Source organism: Candidatus Methanoperedens sp. (assembly GCA_027460525.1).
In the GTDB taxonomy this organism is placed as follows: Archaea; Halobacteriota; Methanosarcinia; order Methanosarcinales; family Methanoperedenaceae; genus Methanoperedens.
Window position 1 is genome coordinate 1 of record JAPZAS010000016.1, and the last position, 19,379, is coordinate 19,379.

The 19,379-nt window shown below is 43.7% G+C and carries 21 protein-coding genes and 1 tRNA gene; 11 read left to right on the forward strand and 11 right to left on the reverse strand.

Features of this window, described 5'->3' with window-relative positions:
* Positions 1 to 199: 199 nt before the first annotated feature.
* The 5 genes from O8C68_05845 to O8C68_05865 all read left to right on the forward strand — a co-directional run bounded on the left by O8C68_05845 (position 200) and on the right by O8C68_05865 (position 2,020).
* A complete protein-coding gene (locus O8C68_05845) occupies positions 200 to 496 on the forward strand; it encodes a nucleotidyltransferase family protein (GenBank protein MCZ7395323.1) in 297 nt (98 codons plus the stop codon).
* On the forward strand, positions 493 to 834 hold the full coding sequence (locus O8C68_05850) for a DUF86 domain-containing protein (protein MCZ7395324.1): 342 nt from the start codon (positions 493 to 495) through the stop codon (positions 832 to 834). Before O8C68_05845 ends, O8C68_05850 begins: the two co-directional genes overlap by 4 nt.
* A 246-nt stretch (positions 835 to 1,080) precedes the next feature.
* Positions 1,081 to 1,254 (forward strand): hypothetical protein, encoded by a 174-nt coding sequence (locus O8C68_05855; GenBank protein MCZ7395325.1) that lies wholly within the window; start codon positions 1,081 to 1,083, stop codon positions 1,252 to 1,254.
* Between the two features lie 35 nt (positions 1,255 to 1,289).
* Entirely contained in the window at positions 1,290 to 1,640 is a 351-nt protein-coding gene (locus O8C68_05860) for a nucleotidyltransferase domain-containing protein (GenBank protein MCZ7395326.1), read from the forward strand.
* Positions 1,637 to 2,020 carry a HEPN domain-containing protein gene (locus O8C68_05865; GenBank protein ID MCZ7395327.1) on the forward strand — a complete coding sequence of 128 codons (384 nt, stop codon included), beginning with the start codon at positions 1,637 to 1,639 and terminating at the stop codon, positions 2,018 to 2,020. Before O8C68_05860 ends, O8C68_05865 begins: the two co-directional genes overlap by 4 nt.
* Before the next feature lie 234 nt (positions 2,021 to 2,254).
* On the opposite strand, the gene O8C68_05870 is transcribed toward O8C68_05865, so the two are convergent.
* The 4 genes from O8C68_05870 to O8C68_05885 all read right to left on the reverse strand — a co-directional run bounded on the left by O8C68_05870 (position 2,255) and on the right by O8C68_05885 (position 6,377).
* Positions 2,255 to 3,232, reverse strand: coding sequence for a methanogenesis marker 2 protein (locus O8C68_05870; GenBank protein ID MCZ7395328.1), 978 nt, complete (start codon positions 3,230 to 3,232; stop codon positions 2,255 to 2,257).
* Between the two features lie 61 nt (positions 3,233 to 3,293).
* On the reverse strand, positions 3,294 to 4,397 hold the full coding sequence (gene tgt / locus O8C68_05875; protein MCZ7395329.1) for a tRNA guanosine(34) transglycosylase Tgt: 1,104 nt from the start codon (positions 4,395 to 4,397) through the stop codon (positions 3,294 to 3,296).
* Positions 4,398 to 4,569: 172 nt separating this feature from the next.
* The gene (gene queA / locus O8C68_05880) at positions 4,570 to 5,574 is read right to left on the reverse strand and encodes a tRNA preQ1(34) S-adenosylmethionine ribosyltransferase-isomerase QueA (protein ID MCZ7395330.1); all 1,005 of its coding nucleotides are present in this window, start codon (positions 5,572 to 5,574) and stop codon (positions 4,570 to 4,572) included.
* Positions 5,575 to 5,597: 23 nt separating this feature from the next.
* Positions 5,598 to 6,377: an S-adenosyl-l-methionine hydroxide adenosyltransferase family protein gene (locus tag O8C68_05885; protein ID MCZ7395331.1), complete on the reverse strand. Its 780-nt coding sequence runs from the start codon at positions 6,375 to 6,377 to the stop codon at positions 5,598 to 5,600.
* A 56-nt stretch (positions 6,378 to 6,433) separates the two neighbouring features.
* Between O8C68_05885 and O8C68_05890 the strand changes: the two genes are divergently transcribed.
* A tRNA-Arg gene (locus O8C68_05890) sits at positions 6,434 to 6,507 on the forward strand.
* Between the two features lie 53 nt (positions 6,508 to 6,560).
* Here O8C68_05890 and ftsZ read toward each other — a convergent pair.
* The gene (ftsZ, locus tag O8C68_05895; protein ID MCZ7395332.1) at positions 6,561 to 7,733 is read right to left on the reverse strand and encodes a cell division protein FtsZ; all 1,173 of its coding nucleotides are present in this window, start codon (positions 7,731 to 7,733) and stop codon (positions 6,561 to 6,563) included.
* Between the two features lie 70 nt (positions 7,734 to 7,803).
* Between ftsZ and O8C68_05900 the strand changes: the two genes are divergently transcribed.
* A complete protein-coding gene (locus O8C68_05900) occupies positions 7,804 to 8,424 on the forward strand; it encodes an MBL fold metallo-hydrolase (GenBank protein ID MCZ7395333.1) in 621 nt (206 codons plus the stop codon).
* Positions 8,425 to 8,511: 87 nt separating this feature from the next.
* Positions 8,512 to 11,121 carry an AAA domain-containing protein gene (locus O8C68_05905; GenBank protein ID MCZ7395334.1) on the forward strand — a complete coding sequence of 870 codons (2,610 nt, stop codon included), beginning with the start codon at positions 8,512 to 8,514 and terminating at the stop codon, positions 11,119 to 11,121.
* Positions 11,122 to 11,230: 109 nt separating this feature from the next.
* Here O8C68_05905 and O8C68_05910 read toward each other — a convergent pair whose 3' ends face one another.
* Positions 11,231 to 11,542 carry a hypothetical protein gene (locus tag O8C68_05910; GenBank protein MCZ7395335.1) on the reverse strand — a complete coding sequence of 104 codons (312 nt, stop codon included), beginning with the start codon at positions 11,540 to 11,542 and terminating at the stop codon, positions 11,231 to 11,233.
* A 125-nt stretch (positions 11,543 to 11,667) separates the two neighbouring features.
* On the opposite strand from O8C68_05910, the gene O8C68_05915 reads away from it, so the two are divergent.
* Complete coding sequence (locus O8C68_05915) at positions 11,668 to 12,690, forward strand: flippase-like domain-containing protein (GenBank protein ID MCZ7395336.1); 1,023 nt, start codon at positions 11,668 to 11,670, stop codon at positions 12,688 to 12,690.
* On the opposite strand, the gene O8C68_05920 is transcribed toward O8C68_05915, so the two are convergent.
* The 5 genes from O8C68_05920 to guaA form a co-directional block, all read right to left on the reverse strand.
* Complete coding sequence (locus tag O8C68_05920) at positions 12,676 to 13,569, reverse strand: ATP-grasp domain-containing protein (GenBank protein MCZ7395337.1); 894 nt, start codon at positions 13,567 to 13,569, stop codon at positions 12,676 to 12,678. The genes O8C68_05915 and O8C68_05920 overlap by 15 nt on opposite strands.
* Entirely contained in the window at positions 13,566 to 14,105 is a 540-nt protein-coding gene (locus tag O8C68_05925) for an epoxyqueuosine reductase QueH (protein ID MCZ7395338.1), read from the reverse strand. Before O8C68_05925 ends, O8C68_05920 begins: the two co-directional genes overlap by 4 nt.
* 74 nt (positions 14,106 to 14,179) lie before the next feature.
* Positions 14,180 to 14,323 (reverse strand): hypothetical protein, encoded by a 144-nt coding sequence (locus O8C68_05930; protein ID MCZ7395339.1) that lies wholly within the window; start codon positions 14,321 to 14,323, stop codon positions 14,180 to 14,182.
* A gap of 54 nt (positions 14,324 to 14,377) precedes the next feature.
* Complete coding sequence (locus O8C68_05935; GenBank protein ID MCZ7395340.1) at positions 14,378 to 15,403, reverse strand: archaeosine biosynthesis radical SAM protein RaSEA; 1,026 nt, start codon at positions 15,401 to 15,403, stop codon at positions 14,378 to 14,380.
* A 3-nt stretch (positions 15,404 to 15,406) separates the two neighbouring features.
* Positions 15,407 to 16,321, reverse strand: coding sequence for a glutamine-hydrolyzing GMP synthase (gene guaA, locus O8C68_05940; GenBank protein ID MCZ7395341.1), 915 nt, complete (start codon positions 16,319 to 16,321; stop codon positions 15,407 to 15,409).
* A gap of 177 nt (positions 16,322 to 16,498) precedes the next feature.
* Between guaA and O8C68_05945 the strand changes: the two genes are divergently transcribed.
* Entirely contained in the window at positions 16,499 to 17,431 is a 933-nt protein-coding gene (locus O8C68_05945; GenBank protein MCZ7395342.1) for an ATP-binding cassette domain-containing protein, read from the forward strand.
* Positions 17,422 to 19,326 carry an ABC transporter permease gene (locus tag O8C68_05950; GenBank protein ID MCZ7395343.1) on the forward strand — a complete coding sequence of 635 codons (1,905 nt, stop codon included), beginning with the start codon at positions 17,422 to 17,424 and terminating at the stop codon, positions 19,324 to 19,326. Before O8C68_05945 ends, O8C68_05950 begins: the two co-directional genes overlap by 10 nt.
* The last annotated feature ends 53 nt before the right edge of the window (positions 19,327 to 19,379 follow it).

A 19,379-nucleotide genomic window follows, 5' to 3' on the forward strand; every position in this document is an offset into this window, starting at 1 on the left:
GAGATCGAGCGCACAGGAGATATTGTGTCCTCATTATCTCTGAAATTCGATACTCTCATATCTCTTGTTCCCATAAAAGAAAAAGATTGGCGTAAAAGAAAGACCGTTTTAATCTCAAATATTAAACGTGATGGAGTGGCGATATGAATGAGGAAATAAGAGAGCTGCTTAAGCTCCATTACACTGATCGAGGTAAAAGATGACAAAGACGCTTGAAGAAATCTTAAACGCAATCAAAAAGCGTAAAAAGGTTTTACAAGAAAAATATAAAGTAAAGGAGATCGGTGTATTCGGCTCTTATGTCAGAGGGGAACAGACCGAAAAAAGCGATGTTGATATACTCGTTGATTTCTATGAATTGCCTGATGTTTTCGACCTGTTAAAATTAGAGCGGTCGCTTCGTGGAATCTTGAAATGCAGGGTTGATGTGGTGAGGAAACAGGCGATAAGAAGGGAACTGAGAGACCAAATCTTATCCGAGGCTATTAAAATATGAACCGTGATTACAAACTTTTTGTAAAAGACATACTGGATGCTATTGATAAGATAGATGAATTTATCGGGAAAATGGAATACGGGGAGTTCATAAAGGATGATAAAACAGCAACAGCGGTGGTCAAAAAGATAGAAATCATAGGCGAAGCCATAAAAAACATACCCAGAGATGTTCGGGCGAAATATAATTCCATACCATGGCGAGATATAGTGGGAATGAGAAACAAAATTACCCACAATTATTTCGGGATTGATTACGAGATTGTCTGGAAAGTGGTCAAGGAAAAACTGCCTGCATTGAAGATTCAGGTGGAGCAGGTATTGAAAGAGATGGATTAAAAAACATATTTTCCTGAAATATGATACTTAACGAGTAAGTATTAACATAATAAAATAATTCACACATAATTTTATGCATTCTGAACATGCTGAGGGTGTCTTTTTGACAGGATTTATCCTAAACACTTTTTTGAGGAGGGCAGAATAATTTATAACTCTATAATTATTAAATCCCCGGCGCGCCGATATGTTCCCGAAGCAGCAATATTCCCTTAGAGCCGAACTCCTCAAGCCCGCATCGATGGGATGGGCTTTTTTCTTGCGGACTTGAAGACGTGCAGCTTCCGGTCGAGGCGCGGCGGGAGGTGGCGGGGCGGGTCGGATGATGGAGTGGGCGGGGAGGTTGTGATGGCGATTGAAGTCGTGGATGTTACCGAAAGCGGATGCGAAGCCTGCAATATTCATAGCAAGCTATTATAGGGTAAAACACTATTCATAAAAGAACAGTGATTTAATTGAAAACAAGGAATCTCAAGAAAACTAGAACTGAATCACCTATTAAAGACATCCTTCAAGAGCTGAAGGAAGAGCTACGACACAGGTACGGAAGCAAGCTCAAAAGTATGATGCTATTTGGTTCTTATGCAAGGGGTGAGCAAAGAAGTGATTCCGATATAGATATTGCTATAATCCTTGAAGATTTCTCCCATGCCTGCGCCGAGATCGAGCGCACAGGAGATATTGTGTCCTCATTATCTCTGAAATTCGATACCCTCATATCTCTTGTTCCCATAAAGGAAAAAGACTGGCGTAAAAGAAAGACCGTTTTAATCTCAAATATTAAACGTGATGGAGTGGCGGTATGAATGAGGAAACCGAGGCACTTTTAAAGAAGGCTCTGGACAGCATTAAGGGGGCAAGGCTCCTGTTTGATGATGAATTGTACGGGTTTGCTGTTTCAAGAGCCTATTACGCCATGTTCTATCTGGTAAGCGCTGTCCTCCTGACAAAAGGCTTGAATTTTTCAAAACATCAGGCTGTGGTGGCTGCATTTGGGCAGCATTTCATCAAAACCGGGATATTCAAGCAGAAGTTTCATCAGTATCTTGTGGAGGCTTTTGAACAGAGGCAGATAGGGGATTATGAACCAATGGAAGAGATTACAAAGGAGACGGCGCAGAAAAATATTGACAGGGCTGAAGAATTTTTGGTTGCTGTGAGAGCGTATCTTGAAAAGACGAAATGACCGTGGAAAAATGGGAACAGCCAAATATTTTGATGTTATAAAATTAGCGTAAATGTACCATTTTAACAAATCTGCGTTCATCGGCGTCATGCCCGCCGTTATGCATAGACACGTATCTCCACGTATGGCGTAGCCATACGTGTGGGCGACGCCAACTGGCGCAACGGTTGACGTGGATGCGCCCTCCCGAGGCGCGACTCGGGGCGTTTATCTGCGGTTAATATAAGTCATTAATCACTGCGTTATCCCTGTCACCACGTCTTTCTTGAAATCAAATACTGTGGCGCACTTATCCTTATCGCAGATATCAAGCCGTGATGTAGCTTCTATAATACCGATATTTACTGCCGTATATCCCGCGCTTTCAAAAAGTCGAATCACTTCTGATTCATTTTCAGGTAAAGAAGTTACTATGAAGCCAGTGGCAGGATGAATCTTCAGCCATTGCGTAAAATCAAGATTTTTTGGCGAAGGTATCCTTTCAAGCTCAACCCTCGCGCCTTTTCCGCTTGTCTCAAGCAGCATGCCAAGCGTGCCTATCAAGCCCGGGTTGCTGATATCCTTCCCGGCGGTGAGAAGTTTCCTCTCCCCGAGCACCTGCATCACTTTGTATTTTTCACGCACAACCACGGGCTCTTTCATGGTAGTTGAATCAAAACTGTAGGGAGAATTCGGTCCCACTTTTCCTTCCATGTCGTAAGCTGCGATTATGGAATCGCCTGCGTTAGCGGTACCGCTTCTGATCTCGCATCCTTTCTTCACAGTTCCGATAATGGCGACCGAGAGCGAAGTATAGGGGGTGTCGGGATGAAGATGCCCTCCCACCATAGGAACGCCGAACTTGGCTATCCCGTCCCTTATGCCGCGAATAATCTCTTTGCATACGTTTTTATCATCCGAGGATAGCACATTGACCATTGCGACCGACCTTCCCCCCATGGCAGCGATGTCATTGACATTGACAAGGACAGAAGTATATCCCGCCCACCATGGGCTTGCATTCACGAGGCGACCCCATATTCCGTCTGCTGCGAACAGGATGTAATCCTCGCCGCCGATGTCAATTACTGCTGCATCGTCCCCGAAATCCACGACAGCATTTGAGTATTCGGAACGAACGCTCTCGAATATATTAATAAGGTCGGCGATGGGTTTTTTGCGGGTAACGCCTTCAAATTCACGGATTTCTTTTACTATTTTTGAAAGCTCCATGGTAACTCAGCATGCGGCGTGATAAATTATAGTTTTTGTGACGAGGGTTTTTCTATGGTTATTAATGACCTGAGAAACCTGTTATCGCACTCTTCTTGAACGTAGCAAACCTATCCTCAAGTATCGCTTCCCTCGCGCCCTTTACTATGGACTGGATAAAGGCCAGGTTGTGGATGGAGGCAAGCCTCAATGCAAGCAGTTCCGATTCCTTGAAAAGGTGATGCAGATACGCCCTTGTATAGTTCCTGCATGTATAACATACGCATTCCCCGTCAAGCGGCGCAAAATCAAGAGCGAATTTAGCTCTTGCAACGTCCACATTCCCCTTCGAGGTCATCAAAGTCCCGTGCCTTGCATTCCTCGTCGGGAAGGCGCTGTCGAAAATATCGATACCTGATTCTATTGCAGAAAAAAGTTCAAGAGGCGAGCCCACGCCCATGAGGTAGCGCGGCTTATCCTCAGGCACCAGTGGAAGGCTGTATTTCAATACCTCGTTCATTGTTTCCTTTGGCTCGCCGATTGAAAGCCCGCCAATTCCGTAGCCGTCGAACTCCATCTCGATAAGCGCCTCTGCACACTTCCTGCGAAGCTCTGCGAAGACGCCGCCCTGCAGTATTGCAAAAAAAAGCTGACCTTCATTTTTCTCTATGGTTTTCGATCTTTTCGCCCATTGTATCGTTCTCTCAACCGATGCCTCGACAGCGGAATACTCACTTCCATAGGCAGGGCATTCATCCAGTATCATGGCAACGTCGCTTCCCAGAATTTTCTGGTTTTCAATGCACATTTCAGGCGTATAGGAGTATTTCTTCCCATCACGCGGGTTTTTGTAGGTAATCCCCTCATCCGCGATCTTGAAGGGAAAATCCTTACGAATCATCTGGAAACCCCCGCTGTCCGTGAATATCACACGTTCCCAGTTCATGAATTCATGCAAACCCCCCGCTTTCTGGATTACCTCCATCCCTGGTGAAAGAAACAGATGAAAAGCATTGCTGATGAGCGCCTGTGTTCCCATATCATGCAGCTCTTCGGGCGTCAGCGTCTTCACGGTAGCTTTTGTGGCAACAGGCATGAATGCCGGGGTGTCCATGCTCCCGTGGTTTGTCGCCAGCCTGCCCGCTCTTGCACCTGTATTTTTATCTGTGTGAATTAATTCGTACATATCCATCCCGATTTAATTCACCGCAAAGGCGCTGAGGACGCAAAGATTAACGCCAGTTCAAATGAACTCAAACGTGTTCGTATCGAGTTCGTACCATTTCGTTGTTTACCTCTGCGTTCTTTGCGACTCTGCGGTGAGAAGTCATTACCGAAATGCTCTCTGGACATAAATATTACCTAAAAATCAGCATCGCATCGCCGAAGCTGTAAAACCTGTATGAATGTGATATGGCGCTACTATAAGCCTCCATCAGTTTTTCCCTGCCCGCAAATGCGCTCACAAGCATTAAAAGCGTGGATTTTGGGAGATGGAAGTTGGTTATTATCCCCTCGATTCCTGAGCGAAAACTGTAAGGCGGATAGATGAATAGCTGGCTGAATCCTTCCTTTGCGGCAATTTTCCCGTCCACGCACGAGCTTTCAAGCGCCTTTACAGTGGTTGTCCCTGCAGCAATCAGCTTTCCTTTCGTTTCATTGATTATGTCTGCGCTTTCGGCGCTGATGGAAAAATATTCTGGCTCCATTTTGTGAGCTTCAATGTCCTGGGTTTTAACAGGAGTGAATGTCCCGATGCCCACATGAAGAGTAATGTAAGCAATGTTGACCCCTTTGTTCATTATCTCATTCAATAAGTTATTTGTAAAATGAAGACCTGCTGTGGGCGCTGCTATCGAGCCTTTTTCCCTGGAATATACCGTCTGGTAGCGGTTCCTGTCCTCAAGCTTTTTCTTGATATACGGCGGAAGGGGCGCGTCCCCGATTTTTTCAAGAATATCGTTGAGGTTTCCGTTGCAGTTAAACTCAACCAGATATCTATTGGTGTACTCTTTCTTTCTGACTTCAAGGATTGTGGCTTCAAGTTCGCCGAAATAAAGTCTTGCGCCTTCATGGATATTCTTGCCCCTTATCAAACACTCGTACCCAGCATTGCTTTTCGAAACCACGAGCGCCTCGACTTTGCCTCCTGTAGCTTTTTTACCTGAGAGTTTTGCCGGAATAACTCCTGAATCGTTGAGCACAAGGGTATCCCCTTCTTCAAAATAACCTATGATATCAGAAAAACATCGATGCTCGATATTTTTTCCCAGTACCATCAATCTCGAGGAATCCCTGGGTTCTAAGGGGGACTGTGCAATCAGTTCTTTCGGAAGATAATAATCAAAATCGCAAAGTTTCATCTGTGCTTAGTCCGTATGCTGGCTTAAGTAATTTTTCTTACAACAATCTCGTCTTCGGGTTTTTTATCAAAGTATAGAGCGGCATTTCCCATGTTAATCGCAATCTCAAGGAATCCATGGCTTCCAATCAATGCCAGGGGTTCACCTTTTTTGCAAAATCCGTATGAGCTGTGGAAAGTGACATGCTTTTCCTCGAGTTCAAGAATATCGCCGGGTTGAAGCTCCACCAGATCTTTTGAAATATTGGTCACGATATTCCCGAATGAATCAACAAATATAATCCTGCCCGACAAGGAATTATCCTTTTTTATTCCATTTCCAAAATCAAGATTTACAAAATCAAAAATCTGCCTGCCAGCGTCGCTGATATTCAACCCTTTTGAGATACGGGCTGCAACCGGTGCAAAAATATCCCTTCCGTGGAAAGTGCTGGAAATATTTTTTCGGAATAGATTCCTGTTTGTGATCTCATACACCTCAAAATCCCCCAGACTTTTTGCAGCCGGAATCAGAAGACCGTTATCAGGGCCTATAAAATAATGCACTTTTCCATGCGATTCAGCCACGATTGCAAGGGCTCTGCGTTTTGTTCCAACCCCGGGGTCAACCACTGCGATATGCACCGTGCCTGAGGGGAAATATCCTGCAGTGGTCATTAGAATAAATGCACCTGCGCGGATGTCATGAGGCGGTACTGAATGGGATATGTCCATTATCCTGACTGTCGGGTTGATGCCAAGGATTACGCCTTTCATGGAGGCTGGATACACATCCCCGAAATCTGAAAGCAGCGTTATGACCATAGCCTTCAAGAAACATTTAATACACTGTTAAACTATAAAACCCGCTGCTAAACTATGGACTCGTGGGGTAGCCAGGATATCCTAGCGGGCTTCGAACCCGCGGACCCGCGTTCGAATCGCGGCGAGTCCGTTAACTTACTTGAAATAAAAAATAAAAGTTCCGGTTGAACCGGAACAGCGGTCTTATACCTGCCCAAAGAAATACCAGAGCAGAATCAGTATTATTATCAGGATTATTGCAATCCAGATATAAGGACTGGTGCCCTTCTTTTCTTCTATCTTGGGCTGCGGTTTCGGAGCCTCCACCCTTGGAGCAGGTCTTGGTTTTGGAGGTTCAGGTCTTGGCGCCGGTTCTGGTTCTTCAACCACTGGTTCTTCCTTTACCTTTCCTGATACGAAGGGGCTTTCCACGCCTGTCAAAACAGCCATCACCCGGACCTTTCCCGTCAAATTATTGTCCACTTTTGCGCCCCAGATAATCCTCTTGGTATTCGGCACCTTATCCATTATCATTTCGCCAGTGACCGCCACCTCTTCCAGTGTCAGGTCTTCGCCTCCCACGATATGGATAAGCACTCCATAGCTTGCGGATATATCAGTAACGTCAAGCAGCGGGGTACTGATTGCCTGTGCCACTGCTTTACTTACTCTCTCTGCCCCATCGCCTTCGCCTATACCGATGGATGAGATTCCACCGCGCTCCATAACAGCACGCAGATCGGCGTAGTCAAGGTTAACAAGGCTTGGCTGCGTTATGGTATCTGTCAGGTTCTTCACGAATGCCCCAACAAGCGCATTTGCAACATTAAGAGCTTCTTTTAATGGAAGGTTGCCTGCCACTTCCCTTAATTTTGAGTTATCAATTATTACCACCGAATCGCAGGATTGAGCGAGCAAATTAATTGCTTCTCTTGCCTTCTCCCTTCTTGCCATCTCGATAGTGAACGGGATGGTCACGCACCCGATTGTGAGAGCACCGAGCTCGCGTGTGAGTTCTGCAACCACAGGCATGGCGCCTGTTCCTGTTCCTCCCCCGAGTCCTGCCACCAAAAATACAAGATTTGAACCTTCAAGTTCTGCCCTCAATTCTACAATATTCTCCTTGGTCGCCTGGGCGCCCATTTCAGGGTAGCCACCGCATCCGTGCCCTTTGCACAGTTTTTCTCCAAGTAGTATCACTTTATCCGCTTTTTGAACATAAAGGTGATTCACATCAGTATTTGCGGCAATTATCCTGCCGCCCGTAATACCTTTCTCTGCTATCCATGTTGTTATATTACAACCTGCACCACCTAAGCCCACAATGGCAACGGATGGTTTCGCTGCTTTTGCAAATGCTTTTAAATCAGTAACCATGTTTTTATAGCCTCCTTCTGATGAAGCTACATTTAAATAGCTGTTTTACTATATATGCTTTTTCAGGTTTATGAAGGTTATAAAATTGGGTAACTATGATGCAAATGCGTATCTGGTGGATGGGATTATACTGGTGGATGCAGGAATGGACGGACTTGCTGTAATCTCCGAACTTGAAAAGCATATCCAGCCTGAGCAGCTTGAAACCATCATCCTGACTCACTGCCACTATGACCATTCAGGCGGGGCAGGAGTCGCCGCCGAAGTCACGGGTGCGAGAATTGCCATACATAAAGATGATGCAGCGCTTCTTAAAAACTCTCACGCAAGTGCGGCACAGTTATTCGGGGAAAAGGCACCGGGAATTTCGCCTGATATTCTCTTAAGAGGCGGTGAGATTTTCGATGAACTTCTGGTCATCCATACACCCGGGCATACACCGGGCAGCATCTGTCTTTACAATGCCGATTCAAAAACCCTTTTTTCAGGCGACACCGTATTCCCGGATGGAAGCTTCGGACGCACGGACCTATATGGCGGAAGCGCATCCCGCTTAATAGAATCAATAAAGAAACTCACCCTCCTGGATGTCAGCGTTATGTACCCGGGTCATGGGGATATGGTAAAAAATAACGCCAATGAACAGATCAAGATGTCATTGGTGATGGCAAGCCAGTATTCAGGTACATGAACTCCCTGAAGTTAACGTTACAATGTTTAAATTAAAATTTTGTTTTTGTGATACATTTATAACCCATCAATAAAACATAATACTGCTATGGTGGATATTGAATCAAATTCGGATAGTTCAGCAACCGGGATAGAAAACTATATCGAATTTATAAATATTCAATTAAAGAATCCAAATACACGGGATATTCCTATAAGCAACGGCACATTCACTGAGTTTTGGAATGAATATCCTATTTATAACTTCGAAATAAGCGTTGGAAGCGTAAAAAAATTAGAAAATCTACATGGAGACTATTGGATAGAAATAAGCGGTCAGAGAAAAGAATGTAACTTGGTGGATTTATCCGAGCGCCAAGTTTCTATTTGGATAAAAGAGAAAAATCTCGATACAAAAAATACTATCAGAAATGCTTCAATAAAAGTTGATTTGAGCTTTATTTTAAAACGTCAATTAGCTGCCTTAGAGCAATTACAGAAAAATCGCTATGAAACTGTTAGAAACTATCTATTTGCAGCCGAAGACATCCCAAATAGCTGCTATGCAAATTGTTCATTTGAGAATTGCGAACTCAATGAAGAACAAAAAGATGCAATTCGATTTGCTGTAGGTGTTAAGGATTTTTATCTGATATGGGGACCGCCTGGCACTGGTAAAACTACAGTAATACCTGAGGTGGTAATTAATTACAGTAGAAACTATCTGAAAGAGAAAAATAAAGAACCTCGCATACTTGTTTGTAGTTGGACTAATGCGGCTGTTGATACTGTAGCAAAAAGGCTTTTTGGAAAAATAGAGAAGATGGTTCGATATGGGGATACATCTTTGAGGAAAAAGGAATACAGAGATAAATACAAAAGTATTCTTTTTGAGGAGCAGGTTAAATCCAAAAAGATTGAATTAGAAGTAGAAATTAATAAAAAGTCCAGTATTCTTGAAAATGAAAAAACTTCTCTTGAAGCTGAAATTAAGCAAATTGAGATGCAATTTAAAAATTCCAAGGAAAAAAGAGAATTAATTTCCCAGAAAATTGGCAGCTTGGACAATGAAATAGCTGTATTAAAAAAGAAAAAGTTACAGGAAGAGCGAGTTTTCATTTCGTTATATAAAAGAATATTCCAACATTCAGATTGGATCAAAAAAAACACAGAACTGCAAAGCCAATTAGGTAAACTGTTGTCGCAAAAAAATGAATTATCTAAAGAAATAAAAAATATGGAGCAATCGACATCCAATCTTAAACTAAATATAACAAAGTGTCAAGAAAATCTGAAAATAACTAAGACCAGATTTAATAAACTACATGAAGATAAAAATGTGGCTTTTAAAAATATAGAAGCAAAAGTTCTCAATGAAAACCTCGCCATATTAACTACAAATATTCAAACTGCAAATAGTATATTTGAAAATATTAATTTTGATCTTGTTATAATGGACGAGGCTGGAGCTATAGATTTGCCAAGCGCAGCTATAGTATTAACTCGCTCAAGCAAAGTGGTCTTTTTAGGAGATCATAAGCAACTTCCTCCTATAATTCAAGAAAACTCTTCAGAAATAAAATCCTTCCTCAGAAAACATCCTAAAATTAAGCGCAGTATTTTTGAGATTCTTTATAAAAAATATTACAAAAAAGATTGCCTAATAATGCTGGAAAATCAGTACAGAATGAAAAAAAAGATAGCAGATTTCATAAGTAACCAATTTTATGATGGCAGAATTAAGAGTCCATCCGAAATTCATGGTATTCTAAAAAATACAAATGATGCTATTTTAAGCGCAGAAAATCCTGTTGTATTGTTTAAAAGAAATTTTAAAACAGAATTTGAAGGAAAATCTTCGTATAATATACCTGAGATAATATTTATAAAAAATATTATCAGCAAGTTTGAGCACGAATACGGAAAAGAGATAAGAAACAAGATTTCAATCGTTACCCCATATAGAGCACAACGTGAACATCTAACAGAAGAACTCCCAGATGTTGATTGCGGTACTGTACATACTTATCAAGGCCAAGAAAAGGAGATAGTCATATTCTCTACAGTAAAGTATAGAAAAGGGATAAACGGCTTCGGTCCACTTTTCGATGGTTCAAATGGCGATAATTTATTTAATGTTGCGATGTCCAGAGCTAAAGAGAAATTCATAATCATCGGTGGATATGCTCTTTTTAAAAATGTAAAAACCTATAATGAGTTGTATAAATATACAGAAAATTGCGGGTTAATAATTAAAGAACCCATAGATGGATACGACGGGGATACAATAAATAAATGTCCAATGTGCGGAGAAAGAACAAAACCTTCCAAAATTCGATGTTCTGACTGTGAGCAATTATACATCATGCAGACAATGCAAGAACAAATACCTCGTAGCAAAAAATGTGTGGATGGCGACCTTGTAAGATCAATCGGTGAAGTATTAATTGATAATTGGCTTCACAGCAATAATATTAAACATCAGGTAGAACAGAAAGTTCCAATCCTGAAATTAATGTACTGCGATTGGTATCTTCCAGATTATGATACATACATAGAATTCTGGGGCGATATTCATACAAAGTCTCCTGAAAAGAGGAGAGTAAAAGAGAGATTATATCAAGAAAATAAACTGAAATTAGTGGGTATTGAAGTTATAGACACCGATAATCTCGATGAAATACTAAAATACAAATTAAAATTGAAGAATGGTAGTTGAAACTGTAATAGTCTTATTTTATTCACGTCCATTGAAAATATAAGGAACCGCAGATAAACGCGGATGAACGCAGATATGCGCCCCGGTTGCCATTCCATGGTTGCAGTTACTATTTAGTTCTCATCAGGATTGCAATTCCCACAATGAGAATCAACACAAGCACAGGCAATAATACCGTCTTAATCAGCCCGTACATCATATTTACGCTGGAAGTGAGGGTTTTAATTTCCTCTACAATAAGCTCGGTCTCCAGAGGTTTAACAGGAGGTGTTTCAATAACCGGTTCTTTCTCTTTGTAAACCTCGACAGGCTTTGCCGCAGGAACTGGTCTCTGGGGCTCTTTTTTTGCTGGAACCTGCGCTTCTGGTTTTTTCTTTAATAATGCTTTAAATAATTGATCTTCACTCATTGTACTTGGCATTTCTATGTACCCTCTACCTCAAATTTGAACATCCAAGGCATTATAAAAGATTACTTATATCTATTTAAATCATTTGTTAGCCTGCCAGCAATTTTATTTACTGCGGCAGGTATCGAGAGGATTTCATGGAAAGGTTCAAAACAAGAAATATCTGGTTTGTGGCTTTAATCGGTGCAGCCGTTTTTGCAATTTTCGCAAACGAGATAGGATTTGCAAAGTTTTTCGTTTTAATAGGAAGCGCCAATAAACCGCTGATCCTGCTTGCAGTTTTTTTCAATTTATTAAATCTCATATCCTACACGATCACATGGCGATTCCTTGCCACAGAAAATATCAGTTTTTATAAATTGTTCAAGTTCTATATGGCAGGGTCATTTATCAGCAACATCACTCCTGCATTCGGAACAGGCGGCGAACCTGTGAAAGCCATGCTTCTTGGGAAAGAAACGGGTACGAGCAGGGCGGAATGTTTTGCAGGCGTTGTGTCGCAGAGGATGCTTAACATGTTCCCTTTTTTGACCATCGGCGGCGCTGGCATCTGGCTTCTTTTTACCATACCCGGGCTTAAACTTGGAACACTGGAAGTCGCTGCATTGGTGTTCGCAATCTTAATCGCCTTTTCTGCATTCGGTCTTATCATATATTTCTATATCAGGAAAGACAGGTTTTCATCGTTTGTCCATTCGTCAATCCGGTTTTTTGCTCCTTTCATTGGATTTGTGAAAAAGGGTTTTGACCACAGGGCATACGGTGATGCTGTTGAGGAAGCGATAAACTCTTTCCATGGCGGTCTTAAGAATATCGGGAATAATAAATACGGCATAGCCAAAGCCCTCGTATTTTCTTACCTTGGATGGATTTTTGATATTCTGGCAATATACTCCATATTTCTTTCATTGGGCGAAGCGCACATCCATATCAGTGTATTGATAATCACCTACACAATTTCGATGATAAGCGGCTGGGTTCCTCTTTTTCTTCCCGGGGGTCTTGGTATAGTGGACGGCACCATGGCAGTGCTTTTCATATACAGCGGAGTGCCTAAGGAGATGGCTGTAGTTGCGACGCTGCTTTACAGGCTGGCGTCGTACTGGTTCAACACCATACTCGGGGCTTTTTATCTCGGCGCCTCGTTAAAGACAAAATAGATCTTCTTTTTTAAAGGTGAAACTGCCTTTTACATCAACATGTGCAGGGAGTTCCCCGAATCTTGCCTTGAGAATCAGCTCCGCTATTTCAGTCTCAAGAACTTTTGCTATCCCGATGATGGACGTCGTGGGTCTCGGGTTTACGTCCACAACATACGGCTTGTCCCCGAGCACGATATCCACGCCTGCATATCCCCGGCATCCCAGGACTTTTGCCGTCCTTTTAGCAACGTCGATAATCTCGTCATTCCTGTCGCAGTAGTACGGAACTATCCCGCCTTTATAAGAAATCCTGTCTCCAATTTCTATCAGCTGCCTGTTGACCGTGAGTGGAAGCTGTGTTCTGCCTGTGATTATACTGGCGCTTATATGCTCCCCTTCAATAAACCGCGTGGCGATGAAACCTTCTTTTAGCACACCGCTATGGCTTTTGTGTATTCCTTCAGAAGCGCAGCCGTATCTTGGTTTTATCACGAAATCTCCCTTGTATTCCTTTTCAACAGTCTCTGGAACGGGGATCTTTTCCTGTTCAAGTGCGCGGGTGCATTTGAGTTTATCAGCGCAGAGGCGCACGGAATAAGAGGGGCATCCCAGGTTTTCGGTGTTTTCTTCTACAATCTCTGTCAGGTCTCCCAGCATCTCATCAGGTGCAATAACCATGGCGGCATCGCACTCTTTTGATAATTTTTCAATGGAAGCCTCAAACCCTGCCGTAATCACGGCTTTTCCTGTGCCGAGCCGCTCACCTGCGGTCGGGTAAAATACCTCGTGACCGCATGAAGCAAAACTGCGAACAAGCACGTTGAGCATGGCTCTTCCTTCAAGCATGTATCCGTCCATGCCTTTGCCAACTGCATATTCTGCGACCAGTATTCTCATGGGAGCACACTGCCTTTTTTAAGGTACCGCTCTTTTTCGCTGAAGATGCAGCCGCAGTATTTCTGCATGTAAAGTCCGAGAGCTCTTGCAATCTCCCGGGATTCCCTGTATCCTTCCCTGAAATCCTCGTAATAGAACTCGATGCCGTATTCATCCGCGGTTTTTTTCCCTATTTTTGCAAGCATCTCATGCTTCTGGTAGGGCGAGATGAGGAGGGTGGTTGTGAAGGCGTCAAATCCTAATTGAGCAGCGGTTTTTGCAGCTTCGGCGAGCCTGTAAGTATAGCAGAATCTACACCGCTCATCAGATGCAAGCGCACCGCGAAGATAGTTCTCCATATCATAATTTTTATAGATCACCTTTGTTGCTTTCATCTCTGCATACGTTTCAAGTGAGCCAAGCCTGTTTTTATATTCTGAATAAGGATGAATGTTCGGGTTATAAAAAAGAGCCGTTATGTCATGCCCCTCCTCAAGCAATCGCTTATGGGGGTATGTGAAGCATGGGGCGCAGCAGACATGGACGAGGATTTGCATGATGTTAATTACATGCTCGTTGCCTTAATTGTTATGTCTGATAATGGATTGAAAGAGTAAATTTTTATTTAAAATCAAGGTGAATCTTTACAACTTTCAATTCCATCTCCAGAGGTTGTATCCCATTCGTCCGCAAGTTCTTTATCTTCAATCCTTGTCGCTTTATAGCCTTCAGTTAATTCTCTTATTTGACGTGCTTTAATTCCTATTGTGTTCATGGTACACCAGAGATTAGGTATAGTTAATGTGGATAGTAGGTGTATTAAAGATGACTATTTCACCATCGGCGCCCCAAAGGTAAAATCCTCAAGCTCAACAACTTTTTTCCACAGTTCCAGGCACTCGCAGTCAAGGTTAGCAAAAACGCCGGTATCCTGCGTCAGCGAGAAAATCCGAATTGCTTCTGCCACATCCTTATCGCATTCCCCGCAGTTATGGGGACCGCGCGCCGAACCTGCGCCCACCGGGTCGGACATTATGACGGTGTCGGGAGATGCTTCCTTTCCCATTTTAAGCACTTCCACAGCGCTCCACAGCCACGGAGGGCGGTAATCCCCGCGCTCGAACATCTCATCCACAAGCGTCCCCTTCTGGACATTGCAGAGATTGATGGATATTGTTCCGGCATAAGGCGCAACGTCATGTATGGAATTTATCATGTCGTTAATGGCAACCCCCTCTGAAAGGAAGGGCGGTTTCAACAACAGGTAAGCTTTGACTGTCACACCTTCTTTCCCTGCAACCTCGCTTGCCCTCATAAAATCCGAGAACGAAAAACCTTTATTGATGCAATCCTTACGTATCATGTCATTAGTGGTTTCAAGCCCGACTGCGACCTCAAATCTCTTGCCAAGAGCCGCGATGGATTCGGATAATTTCTCTTTTGTAACATATTCGGGTCTCGTTTCAGCAATCACTTTTTTAACCCTTAAATCTGCTCTGAGGCGCGAAAGCATCTCTTTTCTTGTCTCTGGAGCAATCTCGCCATCGTCTAAAAAGCTGCCCGAGGTGAATATCTTTACAATGAACTCATCATCCTTGCAGCGCGACATTGCATATTCAAACTGCTTCATAAGTTCATCATGCGAAGGAGGTTTTTGTGCGCTGTCATACACGTACCCGCACATGGTGCAGTTATTCCATCGACATCCTTGAGTCTGGAAAATTATCGTAAGCGAAGAAACAGGCTTGCCGTCGAGCAAGTCCTTGCCTGTCCAGACAGCAGTTGGTTTATCAGGCGGATTAAATTTGACTTTCTGTCTTGCGCGGATATCCCGCACAACTTTAGTAAGTGACATATCTTATTCAAACTCGATTGTAGCGGGCGGTTTGGGCGTGAGGTCATACAGCACCCTTGAAACATTGGGTATCTCGCTTGTGATACGCGACTGGATTTTTCGCAGGACTTCCCACGGAAGTTCCATTGCCTCTGCCGTCATGCCGTCCCTCGAACTCACGGCACGCACTGCGATTATCCACCCATGCACCCTGATATCACCTTTTACCCCGGTTCCTTTTTCAAGCAGCGCAGCGAATGTCTGCCATGGAACGAACTCTTCCACAAGCTCTTCCTCCACGATGGCATTCGCCTCCCTCACCACGTCAAGCTTTTCTTCCGTCACCTCGCCTATTATCCTGACCGAAAGCCCGGGACCAGGGAACGGCATCCTGTCCGAGATTTCCCTGGGCAAGCCCAGAGCTCTTGCCACTTCGCGTACCTCGTCCTTGTAGAGGTCTGCCAGCGGTTCAATTATGCCCTCAAAATCGATCACCGAAGGAAGACCTCCAACATTATGGTGGCTCTTTATCCCGCCTTCAGATTCAATCCTGTCAGGGTATATAGTTCCCTGAATCAGGTATCGTGCGCCGAGCTTGTGGGCTTCTTTCTCGAATTCACGGATAAACGCCTCGCCTATAGCCTTCCTTTTTTTCTCAGGGTCTGTCAAGCCTTTTAGTGCCCTGAGGAAATTCTTTTTTCCATCTATAACCTGGAGGTTCATATCGGAAAAGATTTTTCTTATCCTTTCGGTCTCCCCTTTGCGCATGAGCCCGGTGTCAATATAAATAGGCGTGATCATCTCGCCTATAGCCCTATGTGCGAGCACCGCGCAGACCGAGCTGTCAACTCCCCCGGATAGGGCTATTATTGCCCTGCCTTTGACATTATTTTTAATCTTCTCGATGCTCTCGTGGATGAATTTGTCAACTTTGACCATTGAACACTTACATATTGTTCATTCTTTAAATGGTTTTACTCGATGCCAGAAAAAAGAAATATGCTGCTATGAGGAATGGAAACTATCCGATAAAAAAGTTTTAAATAGTAAGCCTGATATATTCTTTGAAGAGAATGATGCCCAGCCATTGGGTTTTGGAAAAATTTTGAGTTAGTCATGGAACCAATAATTGAGATTCGTTCCCTGTCAAAAAATTACGGGAACTTCACGGCTCTGGATAATGTCTCCCTGACGATTGAAAAGGGAACAATATTTGGTCTGTTGGGACCCAACGGGGCCGGTAAATCGACGTTGATCAAAGTGCTTTCATGCCAGACAAGACCATCAGGAGGTCATGCCTATATATCAGGTCTTGATGTGGTCTTGGATAAGAAAGAAGTGCTTTCGATTATCGGGATTGTCCCGCAGGAGAACAGCTTCTATGATGAGCTTACCATAAATGAGAACCTGCAGTATTTCGGTTCATTATACGGCGTTCCGGTCATTGAAATTAAGAAAAGGAGCCACAAAATACTGGATATGCTGCATCTATCAGAAAAGAGCGAAAGCTATGCGGGCATACTGTCAGGAGGAATGAAGACAAGGTTGAATATCGCCTGCGCGCTTATCCATAAACCCGAGACGCTGATACTGGATGAGCCCAGTGTGGGGCTTGACCCTGTATCAAGGAAAGCCTTATGGGACACCATCCGGGCCGTGAACAGGGAAGGTACAACGATCCTTATCACAACCCATTACATGGAAGAAGCGGACTTGCTGTGCGACAGGATATTGATAATGAACAGGGGCAAAATCGTTGTCGAAGGAAAACCCGGCGAGCTAAAGAACGCAGCAGGAGAGCATGTCATCCTGATAACAAGCACACCCGGCAATTATCAGATACTAAAAAGCAAGATTGAATCGCTGGAATCCATAGTATCATGCAGTGTTAATGAAAAAGGGTTGAAAATAAATCTCAGGAATGAGCTGCCCATTCAAACAATTTTTGAGATTTTTGAAACGGAAGGCGAGAAAATAAAGAACGTGGAATCCACAAGACCAAGCCTTGAGGATGTATTCATACATGCTGCGGGGGAGGAATGGCATTGAGTGGCGGAACGATTATCAAAAAAGACCTGAAGGTGTATATCCGCCACAGGAAGACACTGCTCCTGATCTTCATTGCGCCGATACTTATTATGGTATTGATCGGGTCGGTGTTTTCCGGAGCATCCGATGAAGGTCTCAAGGGTGTTAAGCTGGGTGTTGGCGGCGGGTCAGACCTCGGGAAGAATATAATCGAGAACCTGAACAATAGCAAGATGTTCATTATCGTTAAGGAAAACACCAGCGATCCTGCTGTTATCCAGGAGGGGGTGAGGACTGGAAAGTACAGCGCAGGGATATTCATCCCGGAAAATGAGACCCAAGCTATGCAGTTGTACCTTGATAATTCAAAAGTCCAGATAGCGCCTGTCATTTCGACTTTTTTCCTTACCACTACTGAGAAAATGTCGTATGAACTCACACTTGCCTTTATCAGCAGGCTCTGGGATAACCTGGGGCAGATGGAATCTCAACTTAACCCTTTGAGAGAGGGGGTATTGCTGATCAATGGCAGTATAGCAAATCTCAACAATAATACCCAGGATGTGCTCTCTTCCCTTAACGGAATCAATGCATCCAGCCTGAATGAGTCAACAGGCGTGATGAAAGATACCCTGGAGAGGATGGGTGTCGAGCTTCAAACAAGCAGAGAAGAGATCAATGTTACGCGCAAAGACCTGGAGGAACTGGATAAAAACGTGACCTCAATCTATAATGATACCGCCGGGTTAAGAGACGACCTTAAATTCGTGGTGGATAATATAGATTCGACAGATGCTTCACTGCTGGCAATGCAGACGAGCCTGCAGTCAACGTATAATCTCACCTGTGCCGACCCGACAGCGCTGCAGTGCATATCCCTGAAAAATACCATCCAGCAGATTCAGGATACACGAGCCCAGATACTCAACAGGACAGCACGCATCACCTCACTTTACAACAGTCTTGATACTGTAGCCCAGAAAAGCGCCGAATTGCATGATACACTGGGTAAGACTGATGAAAGACTTCAAAGCATGCAGGAATCCATAGGCAATTACACTGTCGAGATATCCAATATCCACGGCAATATATCGAATATCGAGGCATCCATTTCTGCCCTGGAAAATGTCAAGAACCAATCAGCTGGCGTTTCTGCCCAGATGGATAAACTCGCGGCCGATATGTCCAACAGTACAGGCAGCCTGGTAAACAACATCGACACGACAAAAGGTGTGCTGGGCGAGGTGATATCAAGATCACCAAGCGCTGTAGCCGCACCCATAAAACTTGAAAGTGAGGTAGTGTTCAAGGACAGGTCATATCTTGATTTCCTGATGCCCGGGATCATATCCATCGTGCTGATGTTCATATCGTTCCTTTTGGCTTCCATAACCATAGTCCAGGAAAGGTCAAAGAAAACCCTGATTCGGACCCTGCTTACACCTATTTCCCTTCAGGGTTTCATCCTTGAGAAGACAGCCGCTCTTATCCTCATTGCATTGCTTCAGGGGATTATCATGATAGTTGTTGCCTTCCTGCTTTATGGTATTGTAATCCCGGCCAACCAGCTGGGCGGGTTGTTCCTCGTTATCCTTGTTTATTCAGCTGCTTTTATCGGTATAGGAATGGCGCTTGCAACATTCGCCGAGTCTGAGAATACAGCTATGCTCTTATCCCTGGTGCTGAGCATCCCCATGCTCTTCCTTTCAGGTGTGTTTTTCCCCTTTGAGACCATGCCAGCGTTGATGGTAAAGCTGGGCAATGCCCTCCCGATCACAATGGGTATCAAGGCGCTTGATTCGGTGCTTATCTACCAGCAAGGTGTGCTTGTGGAATATCTGCTGCCTCTTCTTGTGTATAGTATTGCCGGACTTGGCCTTGCGTATCTATTACTGAGACAAGAAGTGATGGATTGAATACAAAAAATTATTTTCCCTGGGTAAAGCTTTTGATATAGCAATCGAACTTG